General features: G+C 74.5%; 11 protein-coding genes and 1 pseudogene. 3 read left to right on the forward strand and 9 right to left on the reverse strand.

All coding sequences use genetic code 11. The features are described 5' to 3' along the window. From ABZ641_RS16085 to ABZ641_RS16110, 6 genes and pseudogenes are all read right to left on the reverse strand, one after another. Positions 1-1,112, reverse strand: a pseudogene (locus ABZ641_RS16085) (hypothetical protein); the annotation flags it as partial. 95 nt (positions 1,113-1,207) lie between these two features. Beyond that, positions 1,208-1,876 carry a TetR/AcrR family transcriptional regulator gene (locus ABZ641_RS16090; RefSeq protein ID WP_359982376.1) on the reverse strand — a complete coding sequence of 223 codons (669 nt, stop codon included), beginning with the start codon at positions 1,874-1,876 and terminating at the stop codon, positions 1,208-1,210. Positions 1,877-2,268: 392 nt separating this feature from the next. Then, positions 2,269-2,892 (reverse strand): ScbR family autoregulator-binding transcription factor, encoded by a 624-nt coding sequence (locus ABZ641_RS16095; RefSeq protein WP_344628178.1) that lies wholly within the window; start codon positions 2,890-2,892, stop codon positions 2,269-2,271. A gap of 261 nt (positions 2,893-3,153) precedes the next feature. Next, the gene (locus tag ABZ641_RS16100; protein ID WP_344628177.1) at positions 3,154-3,924 is read right to left on the reverse strand and encodes a glucose 1-dehydrogenase; all 771 of its coding nucleotides are present in this window, start codon (positions 3,922-3,924) and stop codon (positions 3,154-3,156) included. 211 nt (positions 3,925-4,135) lie between these two features. After that, positions 4,136-4,942 (reverse strand): antibiotic biosynthesis monooxygenase, encoded by an 807-nt coding sequence (locus ABZ641_RS16105; protein WP_359982380.1) that lies wholly within the window; start codon positions 4,940-4,942, stop codon positions 4,136-4,138. Between the two features lie 614 nt (positions 4,943-5,556). Beyond that, positions 5,557-6,627 (reverse strand): aldo/keto reductase, encoded by a 1,071-nt coding sequence (locus ABZ641_RS16110; RefSeq protein ID WP_359982382.1) that lies wholly within the window; start codon positions 6,625-6,627, stop codon positions 5,557-5,559. A 226-nt stretch (positions 6,628-6,853) separates the two neighbouring features. Between ABZ641_RS16110 and ABZ641_RS16115 the strand changes: the two genes are divergently transcribed. From ABZ641_RS16115 to ABZ641_RS16125, 3 genes are read left to right on the forward strand one after another with little or no spacing between them, the layout of a single operon-like run. Continuing rightward, positions 6,854-7,174, forward strand: a complete 321-nt coding sequence (locus ABZ641_RS16115; protein ID WP_344628174.1) for a putative quinol monooxygenase — start codon at positions 6,854-6,856, stop codon at positions 7,172-7,174. Then, positions 7,171-8,043 carry an NAD(P)-dependent oxidoreductase gene (locus ABZ641_RS16120; protein WP_359982385.1) on the forward strand — a complete coding sequence of 291 codons (873 nt, stop codon included), beginning with the start codon at positions 7,171-7,173 and terminating at the stop codon, positions 8,041-8,043. Before ABZ641_RS16115 ends, ABZ641_RS16120 begins: the two co-directional genes overlap by 4 nt. A 56-nt stretch (positions 8,044-8,099) precedes the next feature. Next, the gene (locus tag ABZ641_RS16125) at positions 8,100-9,008 is read left to right on the forward strand and encodes a zinc-binding dehydrogenase (protein WP_359982388.1); all 909 of its coding nucleotides are present in this window, start codon (positions 8,100-8,102) and stop codon (positions 9,006-9,008) included. A 194-nt stretch (positions 9,009-9,202) separates the two neighbouring features. Here ABZ641_RS16125 and ABZ641_RS16130 read toward each other — a convergent pair whose 3' ends face one another. The 3 genes from ABZ641_RS16130 to ABZ641_RS16140 all read right to left on the reverse strand — a co-directional run bounded on the left by ABZ641_RS16130 (position 9,203) and on the right by ABZ641_RS16140 (position 10,621). Then, on the reverse strand, positions 9,203-9,796 hold the full coding sequence (locus ABZ641_RS16130; RefSeq protein WP_359982390.1) for an ATP/GTP-binding protein: 594 nt from the start codon (positions 9,794-9,796) through the stop codon (positions 9,203-9,205). Then, positions 9,777-10,106: a DUF742 domain-containing protein gene (locus ABZ641_RS16135; RefSeq protein WP_344628182.1), complete on the reverse strand. Its 330-nt coding sequence runs from the start codon at positions 10,104-10,106 to the stop codon at positions 9,777-9,779. The genes ABZ641_RS16130 and ABZ641_RS16135 overlap by 20 nt, the downstream gene beginning before the upstream one ends. A gap of 104 nt (positions 10,107-10,210) precedes the next feature. Further along, positions 10,211-10,621 carry a roadblock/LC7 domain-containing protein gene (locus tag ABZ641_RS16140; protein WP_344628170.1) on the reverse strand — a complete coding sequence of 137 codons (411 nt, stop codon included), beginning with the start codon at positions 10,619-10,621 and terminating at the stop codon, positions 10,211-10,213. Positions 10,622-10,742: the final 121 nt, after the last annotated feature.

Consider the following 10,742-nt stretch of genomic DNA (forward strand, 5'->3'; position numbering starts at 1 on the left):
GGAGCTCTACCAGCGCCCCGTTCCCAATCCCGATCAAAGACCAAAGAGGCCGCGCCCGCGACCGTGCGGACGGAGAGCTGCAGTCGCTCGGTGGGCAGCCCGGCGTCGAGCACCTCGGCCTCGGCCGCCGCGACCTCCTCCACCGAGGCGGCCAGTGCGACGAGTTCGGCCCGGCCGAAGCGGGCGCCGCGGAAGGACAGGACGTCCGCCGAGCGGCCGCGGACCCGCACCCCCGGCTGCGGGGCGCCGCACGGGCAGTCGGCGAACTCGCCGGTGTCGCCGGTGCGGTAGCGCACCAGCGGGGTGACGGCCAGCTCGTGCAGGGTGCTGACCAGGATCTCGCCGTCCACCAGCTCGACGTACTGGTGCGGCAGCGGGTGGAAGACGTCGCGGGCGCAGCGCGGCCCGTTGCAGCCGATCGCCCAGGTCTCGACCGAGCCGTACAGGCCCCAGACGGCGGCGTCGGGGAGGACCTCGGCGAGCAGCCGGGCGGTGGCGCCGTCCAGGCCGACGCCCACCCAGAGCAGGGTGCGCAGCCAGGCCGGGCGGCGGCCGGTGAGCCGGCAGTGTTCGAGCAGGGCGCGCAGGGTGGGGGTGTCCGCGGCGAGCGCGGTGGCGCCGCACTGCTCGAAGAAGTCGACGAGGCGGCCGAGGTCGTCGGTGTCGGGGGTGCCGTAGGGGATGGCGGAGCAGCCGGAGAGTGCGGCGAGCGCGTTGCACAGGTCGTGGACCGGCCAGAGCCGGGTGCCGCGGGAGAGGTTGAGCAGGACGTCGCCGGGGGCGAGCGGGGACCAGGCGCGCTGGATGTCTCCGGCGAACAGGCAGCTCGGCACCAGGGTCGCGGAGGGTTCGGCGGTGGTGCCGCCGCCGAGGTAGAGCACGGCGCCGCGGTCCTTGGCGAGGCCGTCGCGGACGCCGGACCAGACCGCCGCGCGGAGTTCGTCGGCGGAGAGCGGGTCGAGGACGCGGAGGTCGGCGGGGCGGCCGCCCGCCGCGCCGCGGTATTTCTCCGCGAGGCCGGGAAAGCCGACGGCCCGGTCCAGGAGCGCCCGGACCTGCGGTGCGGTCGGTTCGGCCGCCCCGGCCGCAAATCCCCCCGTCTGCAGTGACATGCGCCGCGTCCTTTCACGAATCGACGGTTTTCCGAGGCGTGCACGCACGTTCCACGCATCGGCAGGAACGATTCAAGAACCGACCGACCGGTTTGTCAATTGCCGAGGTCAGCGGGCACGGCTCCGCAGTCCGCGGCCAGGAACGGACAGCCGTCGGCGGGCGGCGCGGCGAGCCCGGGCAGCACCGCCCCCCAGAGCCGGGCGACCATCTCGGTACGGCTGACGCCCGCGTTGCGCTCGCAGATGAGCAGCACGCCGGCGGCCATCGCGGTCAGCGCCATCGCCGCCTCCTCCGGCACCACGCCCTCGCGGAGTTCGCCGCGGTCCGCCGCGGAGGCGAGCAGCGCGCCGATCGGCGCCATCCACTCGGGCGGCCCGCCGCCGGCCGCCAGCGCGAAGCCCTCGGCGCTGTCGAGCCGGACGCCGGAGCGGCAGACCGGGTCGCGGTCCAGCAGTCCGGCGACGGCCACCGCGACGTCCACCACGGCGTCCAGACCTGCGCCGGGGCCGTGCGCGGCCACGCACTCGGCGGTCAGCCGGCGCAGCTCGCAGCGGGCCTCGGCGCGCACCGCCTCGATCAGCTCACCCTTGGAGCGGAAGTGGTAGTACAGCGCCCCCTTGGACACCCCGGCGGCCCGGCTGATCGCGTCCAGGCCCGGCAGCGCGTCGCCGCCCAGCACCTCCACCGCCGACTCGTCCAGCGCCGTGGCGGCGGCGACGATCAAGCTCCGCCTGGTCCGTTCGGCGCGCTCCTGACTGGGCACGGCACCCACCTCTCCTCTGCTTCCCACAACCGCGCTCCGGCCTCCGCGGGCGGTCCGACCGGGCCCGCAGGCCCGGTCGCGGCTCCCGCCGCGGAGTGAAACCGACCGAAGTCGCTGTTATATAAGTATCAAATGACCAGATCACGACAAGTATTTCCCCCGGCGCCGAGCCCATTCGGGAAATCACGAAGACGGCACAGACTCGCCGCATCGGACGGCTCGACGGGCCGGTGACGGCCGGGGGCGGAGGGATATCCGGGGAACGCGGGGAACGCCGGGGAAGCGCCGGAATCCTCGGGACACCGGGCGGAACGGGGAGCGGCGGGGCGGCGCCCGGCAGCGCGTGCGCCGCAGGGCCGCCGGGGCCGGAGCCGGAGCCGAGGTGCGGGGCGTCAGCCGGCCGGCACCGGCTCGGGCGCGGTCAGCCGGAGGCGGCCGATCCACTCCGGCACGGCCAGGCCCGGCAGGATGAACGCCCAGAGCTCGGCGAGCCGCTCCTCGAGGTCCTCGCGGCGGGTGAACACCTGGGACACGATCTGGGTGCCGGTGAAGGAACTGATGACGAACCGGGCGGCGGCGTCGACGTCCAGGTCGAGCCGGACGGAGCCCTCGCCCTGGGCGCGCAGCAGCAGGGTGCGGACCAGGTCGATCGAGGCGACGTAGGGGCCCGGCGAGGGCTCGGAGAAGGAGCTCTCGATGGCGAGCCGGATGCTCGCCCGCACGGTCGGGCTCTCCCGCAGGGCCGCCGCCATCGCGTACGACACGTCGACGATGGCCTGCAGGAAGGGGCCGGTGGCGGTCGCGGCGCTCTCCAGGGTGCCGACCTCGGCGCCCTGGATCTCCTCCGCGATGGCCTCCTTGGACGGGAAGTGGAAGTACAGGGCGCCCTTGGTGACGCCGGCCCGGGCCAGGATCTCCGACACGCTCGCACCCGCGAAGCCGCTGTGGTCGAAGACTTCGGCCGCGGCCTCGACGATCCGTTGGCGCGTCCGCTCCGCCCTCTCCTGTCTCACCATGGCCATCCTCCCGACCTCGCAGCAGTTCGCAGCGCATCGTAGTGCACCGGCCGGTACAGCCGACGGTAAAACAGTCGATCCCGTAGGTTTGTTCCGGCGATCGGACGCCTGTGCACAGGCGGAACCGGGCCGGTCGCACCTGATGCCCTGACAGACATACGGACCGGTCGGTATGCAGAACGGCCCGCCCGGAAGTCCGGACGGGCCGTGCGGCGATCGGGCGTGCTGCGGACGTGCTGCGGGGCCCTGCCACCGCCGGGGTCAGCGCACGGTGTAGCCGCCGTCCACCGGCAGGACGGCGCCGGTGACGAAGGAGGCGCGGTCGCTGCAGAGCCAGGCGGCCGCCTCGGCGATCTCCTCCGGTGCGGCCGTCCGCGGCTGCGGGGTCGCCTCGTGCAGCCGGGCCTCGATGTCGGGCCGGATCGCCAGCCACTGCTCGATCATCTCCGACCTGGTGGTGCCCGGGGCCACCGCGTTGACCCGGATCCCCTGGGCTCCGTACTCGTTGGCCGCCGCCTTGGTCAGGCCGACGACCGCGTGCTTGGAGACCACGTACGGCGCGGCGACCGGGGTGGCGACCAGCCCGGCGACACTGCTGGTGTTGACGATCGCCCCGCCGCCGGCGGCCAGCATGGCGGGTATCTCGTGCCGCATGCAGGACCAGACGCCGCGCAGGTTCACGTCGATGATCCGGTCGAACACCTCCTGCTCCATCAGGTGCAGCGGGGTCTGCTCGGCGCCGTACCCGGCGTTGTTGAACGCGGCGTCGAGGCGGCCGTAGCGCGAGACGGCCGCCTGCACCGCCCGGGCGACCTCGGCGTCCGAGGTCACGTCGGTGACGGCGTAGCAGGCCTCCAGCCCCTTGCCGGTGAGCTCGTCGACGAGGTCGGCGAGCTGCTGCTCGCGGCGGGCGGCGAGGACGACGGCCGCACCCTCGGCGGCGAAGACCCGCGCGGCGGCGGCACCGATCCCGCTGCTCGCGCCGGTGATCAGCGCGACCTTGCCGCTGAGCAGGGCATTCTGGACGGACATGGGCTCTCCCCCTGGGGTTCGCGGTCGGACACGGGACGGCGGGACACCGGCCCACGTACGGGTGCGGCGGTCCGGCGCCCCGCCCTCACGGGACCCCGGACCGCCGCACCCCGGACACCGCACAGCCTACGAACCACCGCTGACGGACGGTCAGGCGCAGTGGCTCCGGGTCGGGTGCGGGGCGGCCGGCACGCACCGCCGAAGGGTCTGCCTACGCCTTGCGGTTGGGGACGGACCAGCCGCCGGGCTTGTCGAATCCGGTGGTCGCCAGCGTGACGAAGAAGTGGGGACCGACGATGTGGCCCTTCGCGACCACGTCCAGGTAGGCGGCGGCCGGGGTGCCGTTCAGGTGGGCCGTGAAGGCCGCCTCGTCGGTGAAGGTCTCCAGGAAGACGAACCGGGTCGGGTCGGCCGGGTCCGGCACGAAGTGGAAGCCGAGGGTGCCGGGTTCGCCGGTCAGCGAGAGGTAGCCGTCCGCCTTCGCGACCTTGAGGAACTCCTCCCGGTACGCCGGCTGCACGTTGGTGAACTCGGCGACCACGGTGAACACATGGCCGTCGTCGCCGCCGCTGGGCGCGACCCGGCCGGTGCCGTCGTCGGTCGCGAGCGAGTAGTTGGCCACGGTGGTGGCGGGGCCGGTGACGCCGAGGGCCGCGAGCAGGGCCGCGAAGTTCCGGGCGTAGGGGCCGCGGCGGTGGGCGCGGTGCGCGGCGGCGGAGGAGAAGGTCTCGGCGACGACGATCCGGCCCGGGTGGTCCGGGTCCGGCACGACGTGGACGCTCTCGGTGCCGGGCTCGTGGCGGCGGGAGGCGTAGCCCTCCTGCTGGGCGGCGGCGATGACGGTGTCGCGCGCGGCGGCCGGGATGTGCTCGTAGGCGGAGATCACCGTGTAGGCGACGCTGCTGTCGCCGAGGTTGGGCATGGTGTCACCGGAGCGGGCGGCCAGCGCCCCGGGGGCGGTGCCGGCCAGCAGGGCGGCGGCGAGGGCGACGGGGAGCAGGGCTCTGACGGGTCTCATGGGTGGACGTCCTTCCGGATGGGTGCGGTCGGGTGGGACCGGCCGCCCTGGGCGGGCGGCCGGAGTCGGTGGTGTGGGAGCCGGTGGTGCCGGAGTCGGCGCGCCGGAATCGGTGGTGCCGGACGGAGCGCGGCAGCGGGCCGCAGCGAGTGCGGCGGGGGCAGCAGGCACGTCGGGCGTTCGGGCCTGGGCGGTCGGTGCCGCCACGAGCCGCGGAGTGTTCACACGGCGGGCGGGGCCGCGGCCTGCGCGGGAATCCCGACGGGCCCGTGCGGGCCGCGTCCGCCCGGGCCTTCGCGGACGGGTCGTCCGGACGGCCCGTCACGCCCGGTCCGTCACGCCCGGTCCCGGCCGGCTGTCCCGGGGCCGGGCTCCGCCCGCAGATCGCGCGGCGGCTCGCAGAGGTGAATCGTGCGCACCCGGCCGGTCGGGTCCTCACCGTCCTGCGCGTCTCCCGGCTGCGGGGCCGGACCGGAGAGCGGAACGCCGGGGTGCGGCGTGCGGCCTGCGGCGTGCGGGGTCTGCGCGGCGGGGGCCGCTCCGGGCGGTCCCCGCCGCGGTCGCCGCCGCCGCGACGGGGGACGCGGCAGCGGACGGATCGGGCCGGGGTCGGATCAGGCCGGGTAGACGTCGCCGGGCAGCTTGCGGTCGGCGCCGACGGTGGCGATGTGCCAGTAGGGGTACGGGACGCGGGCCTCGCTCACCTTGTCCAGGGCGGCCGCCTCGTCGGCGGAGAGTTCCCACTCCATCGCCTTGAGGTTGTCCTCCAGCTGGTGGAGCTTGGTCGCGCCGATCACCGCGGAGGTGATCTGCGGCCGGGACAGCACCCAGTTGATGGCGACCTGGGCGACGGTGGCGCCGCGCGCCTCGGCGATCCGGGCCATCTCGTCGACGATGTCGTACGCCTGCTCCTGGTCGGTGAGCGGCGCGGACTCGGCGGGGGTGGCCTCGGCGAGCCGGCTGCCCGCGGGGCGGCCCTCGCCGCGGCGGTACTTGCCGGTGAGGAAGCCGCCGGCGAGCGGGCTCCAGGCGGTGATGCCGACCTTCTGGTCCTGGGCCAGCGGGATGATCTCCCACTCCAGGTCGCGGGCGCCGAGGTTGTAGTAGCCCTGGTAGCAGACGAAGCGCTCCAGGTTGCGGCGCTCGGAGACGGAGAGCGCCTTCATCAGCTGCCAGGCGGCGAAGTTGGAGACGCCGATGTAGCGGACCTTGCCGGAGCGGACGAGGTCGTCGAGCACCCGGAGGGTCTCGTCGAGCGAGGTCCGCGGGTCGAAGCCGTGCAGGTGGTAGAGGTCGATGTAGTCGGTGCACAGCCGGCGCAGGCTCGCGTCGACGGCCGCGTTGAGGTGGTGGCGGGTCGAGCCGAAGTCGTTCGGGCCGTCGCCGTCCACCCGCCAGCGGCCCTTGGTGCCGATGACCACGCGGTCGCGGACCTTCGACAGCGTCTGGCCGAAGAACTCCTCTCCCATGCCGTTCTTGTAGACGTCCGCGGTGTCGAAGAAGTTGATGCCGGAGTCCAGCGCGAGGTCCATCAGGCGGTGCACGTCCTGGTCCTGGACGGTGCCGAACTCGGACCAGTTGCGGTCGGGCGCCCCGAGGAAGGAGGCACCTCCGCCGAAGGTCATCGCGCCGAAGCAGAGCTCGGACACGGCCAGGCCGGTGTCGCCCAGGTAGCGGTAGCGCATCGGGGGTCTCCCTGTCGGTTCGTGGAACGGCGCCCCTGTCCCGGGGCAGCCACTGTAAGACTCGGGAAGACCATAAGATGTCGAATATCTATCGTCAAGCCGAAGGTGATGAAAGAACCTCCACTGCCATCAGGTATCGAATGGTGCTACGGTTTCGATCCGAGCGCGCATGACGGATCGTCATGCGCACCGCCAACTCGGCGGTGAACAACCGGAGGAGAGCACCATGAGCACTGTGACCGTGGTCGGCCGGGCCGTCGCCAAGCCCGGCAAGCGGGACGAACTGGAGCGCCGCCTGCGTGCGGTGATCGTCCCGACGCACGCGGAGGAGGAGAGCATTCACTACTCCATGCACCAGGACCTGGACGACCCCGACGTGTTCCTCGCCATCGAGCGCTGGCCCGGCCGCGAGGCGCTGGAGCGCCACCTCGGCACCCCGCACCTGACCGAACTCGCCGGACTCCTCGACGACCTGCTCGCCGAGCCGCTGGAGCTGCGGGTGCTCGGCCAGCTGCACGAGGGCGACTCCCCCAAGGGCGTGCTGTGAGCCGCACGGCCGTGGCCGTGCTCGGCACCGGCATCATGGGCGCCGGCATGGCCCGCAGCCTGTGCCGGGCCGGCCTCGACGTCCGGGTGTGGAACCGCACCCGCTCCGCCGCCGAACCGCTGGCCGCCGCGGGCGCGGCGGTCGCCGGCACCCCCGCCGAGGCGGTGCGCGGCGCCGACGTCGTGATCACCATGCTCACCGACGGCCCAACCGTGCTGGAGGTCGTCCGTGCCGCCGCCGACGGGCTGACGGCCGGGCAGGTCTGGCTGCAGACCTCCACGGTGGGCCCGAGCGGCTTCGCCCCGCTCGCCGCGTTCGCCGCCGAGCACGGCCTCGACCTGGTCGACGCCCCCGTCCTGGGCACCCGGCAGCCCGCCGAGGCCGGCCGGCTGGTGGTCTTCGCGGCCGGCTCGCAGCGCGCCCGCGCCACCGCCGTCCACGTGCTGGCGGCGGTCGCCGACCGCACCGTCTGGCTGGCCGACGACCCGGCGGGCGCGGCCGCCTCCCGGCTGAAGCTGGTCGTCAACAGCTGGGTGCTGGCCACCGCCACCGGCGCCGCCGAGGCGATCGCCCTGGCCGAGGGCCTCGGCCTGGACGCCCGGGCGTTCGCCGAGACCGTCGCCGGCGGCGGCCTCGACAGTCCCTACCTGCAGGGCAAGGCCGCGGCCGTCGCCGCCGGGGACTTCTCCCCCGCCTTCGGCCTGGCCACCGCGGCGAAGGACGCCCGGCTGATCCTCGCCGAGGCCGAGGCCGCCGGGCTGCGGCTGGACATGGCGGCGGCCGTCGCCACCCGCTTCGCCCGCGCCGTCGAGCAGGGCCACGGCGGCAAGGACCTCGCCGCCACCTACCTGGTCAGCACCGACGGCTGACCGGCACCCGCACCACCGCACCGCACCGACCAACCCACGAGTCCGAGGGACACCGCATGCGCGCGATCGTCAACACCCCTGCCACCGGTGACGTGGCCTTCCGCGAGGTCGCCGAACCCACCGCGGCCGCCGGCGACGTCCTCGTCGACGTCAAGGCGTTCTCCGTCAACCGCGGCGAGATCCTCAACCTGCCCACCAACGACGAGGGCTGGCGGCCCGGCTGGGACGTCGCCGGCGTGGTCGCGGAGACCGCGAACGGCTTCACCGCCGGCCAGCGCGTGGTGGCGCTCTCGCTCGCCGACGGTTCCTGGGCCGAGCGGATCGCCGTGCCGGCCGGCTTCGTCGCCGCCCTGCCGGACACCGTCGGCTTCGCGGAGGCCGCCACCCTGCCGGTCGCCGCGCTCACCGCGCTGCGTCTGGTCCGCGAGTCCGGCACCCTGCTCGGCCGGCGGGTGCTGGTCACCGGTGCGGCGGGCGGCGTCGGCCGGATCCTCGTCCAGCTGGCCGCCGCGGCCGGCGCGGAGGTCACCGCCGTCGCCCGCAACGCCGAACGCGCCAAGGGCCTCACCGAGCTGGGCGCCACCGCCGTGGTCACCGACCCGGCCGAGGCCGAGGGCCCCTTCGCGGTGGTGTACGAGGCCGCAGGCGGTGCCTCGCTCACCGCGGCGCTGGAGCTGGTCGGCCCCGGCGGCACCGTGTTCAGCTACGGCAACTCCTCCGGCGAGGACACCCCGGTCTCCTTCTTCCGCTTCTTCGGCGGGCACGAGCAGGCCGTCCTGCGGCACTTCGTCTTCGTCACCGGCGCACCGGTGGACGAGGACCTCGCCACGCTGGCCCGGCTGGTCGGCGCGAGGTCGCTCTCGGTGGAGATCGCCTACCGCGAGGACTGGGAGCGGATCAACGAGGCGCTCGCCGCCGTCCGCGAGCGCCGGGTGGCCGGCAAGGCCGTGCTCACCGTCGGCTGACTCCCGGCGGCTGACTCCCGGCCACCGGTCGGCCCCTCACCACCGGTCGGCACCAGACCGGTGGCCCCTGACCGGTCGGCTGCCGGCCGCCGACCGACTCCTCACGTCGGCCGGCGGCACGGACCGCGGGGCGGGCAGGCTGCGGTGCCTCCCGTCCCGCTCCGGTGCCGCCGCCCGTCCCGGCCCGCGCCGCCTCAGCGGCGGGTGTCGGCGAGCAGCCGGGCGGCGTGCACCCGGCCCGCGTGCTCCACCAGATCGACCAGCACCTGCTTGCCGGACGCCCGCCGCCGGGCGTCGCAGGCCACCACCGGGGTGTCCGCGTCGAGGTCGAGCGCGCGGGCCACCTCCTTCGGGCCGAAGTCCCGGGTGCCGGCGAAGCGGTTCACCGCGACGACGAACGGGATGCCCCGGTGCTCGAAGAAGTCCACCGCCGGGAAGCAGTCCGTCAGCCGCCGGGTGTCGGCGAGCACCACCGCGCCGAGCGCGCCCTGCGCCAGCTCGTCCCAGAGGAACCAGAACCGGTCCTGGCCGGGGGTGCCGAAGAGGTAGACCGACAGGCCCTCGCGGATGGTGATCCGGCCGAAGTCCATCGCCACCGTGGTGGTGGTCTTCTGCTCCACTCCGCCCAGGTCGTCCACGCCGCGGCCGGCCGCGGTCAGCTGTTCCTCGGTGCGCAGCGGCCGGATCTCGCTGACCGAGCCGACCAGCGTCGTCTTGCCGACCCCGAAGCCCCCGGCGACCAGGATCTTCAGGGCGAGCACGGAGCCGTCAGAGTGCGCGGAGTCCATTGATGACCTCCTGGAGGATGTGCTCGTCGGGGAGCAGGGCGGGCGGGACGGGCCGGCTGACCCGGATGTACTCGGCGTCCAGCAGGTCGCCGAGCAGCACCCGCACCACGCCGAGCGGCAGGTCGACGTCGGCGGCGATCTCCGCGACGGAGAGCGCGTTGCCGCGGCAGAGGTCGAGGATGACGGCCTGTTCGGGGCCGACCGGCACCTCGACGCCCTCGGGGACGTCGCCGACCACCAGGGCGATCAGGTCGAACTCCGCCCCGGCCGGCCGGGTGCGGCCCTTGGTCATCGCGTACGGCCGGACCATCGGGCCGGCCGCGTCGTCGTACCACTGGACGGGCTCGTCGGGCGGCGGCGGGTAGCCGAACGGACTGCCCGGCAGGTAGCGGCGCGGCGGGTACGGCATCGGTCTCAGCCCCCCGCCGTACTGCGCGGCGCCGCGTACAGGTGCTCGCCGACCCGGCGCACCAGCCGGGCCATCTCGTAGGCGATCAGCCCGAGGTCGGCGGCGGCGCTGGAGAAGACGGCGAGGCAGGTGCCCTGGCCGGCGGCGGCCACGAAGAGGTAGCCGTGCTCCAGCTCGACCATGGTCTGCCGGACCTCGCCGGCCTCGAAGTGCCGGCCGGCGCCCTTGGCCAGGCTGTGGAAGCCGGAGGCGACCGCGGCCAGGTGCTCGCCGTCCTCCCGGCCGAGCCCTGCGGAGGTGCCCATCGCCAGGCCGTCCGCGGAGAGCATCACGGCGAACCTCACCTCGGCGACCCGGGCGACGAGTTCGTCGAGCAGCCAGTTGAGCTCGCCCGCGTGGTGCGTGGTCCCGATCATCGGTGCTCTCCTCCGGTGGGGTTCGGTCGGATCGGTTGCTCGGTGGCGCCGCGGGCCCAGCCGCGCTGGAAGGCGGACATCGCGGCGCGGGCCTCCTCGGGGTTCCGGCCGGCCGGCGGAC

Source organism: Kitasatospora sp. NPDC007106, assembly GCF_040634455.1.
Taxonomy (GTDB): domain Bacteria; phylum Actinomycetota; class Actinomycetes; order Streptomycetales; family Streptomycetaceae; genus Kitasatospora; species Kitasatospora arboriphila.

Excerpts from the sequence above, each read along its gene's own strand:
- ABZ641_RS16095 (WP_344628178.1), bottom strand. The coding sequence starts at position 2,892 with ATGGTGAGACAGGAGAGGGCGGAGCGGACGCGCCAACGGATCGTCGAG.
- ABZ641_RS16100 (WP_344628177.1), bottom strand. The coding sequence starts at position 3,924 with ATGTCCGTCCAGAATGCCCTGCTCAGCGGCAAGGTCGCGCTGATCACC.
- ABZ641_RS16105 (WP_359982380.1), bottom strand. The coding sequence starts at position 4,942 with ATGAGACCCGTCAGAGCCCTGCTCCCCGTCGCCCTCGCCGCCGCCCTG.
- ABZ641_RS16110 (WP_359982382.1), bottom strand. The coding sequence starts at position 6,627 with ATGCGCTACCGCTACCTGGGCGACACCGGCCTGGCCGTGTCCGAGCTC.
- ABZ641_RS16115 (WP_344628174.1), top strand. The coding sequence starts at position 6,854 with ATGAGCACTGTGACCGTGGTCGGCCGGGCCGTCGCCAAGCCCGGCAAG.
- ABZ641_RS16125 (WP_359982388.1), top strand. The coding sequence starts at position 8,100 with ATGCGCGCGATCGTCAACACCCCTGCCACCGGTGACGTGGCCTTCCGC.
- ABZ641_RS16130 (WP_359982390.1), bottom strand. The coding sequence starts at position 9,796 with ATGGACTCCGCGCACTCTGACGGCTCCGTGCTCGCCCTGAAGATCCTG.
- ABZ641_RS16135 (WP_344628182.1), bottom strand. The coding sequence starts at position 10,106 with ATGGTCCGGCCGTACGCGATGACCAAGGGCCGCACCCGGCCGGCCGGG.
- ABZ641_RS16140 (WP_344628170.1), bottom strand. The coding sequence starts at position 10,621 with ATGATCGGGACCACGCACCACGCGGGCGAGCTCAACTGGCTGCTCGAC.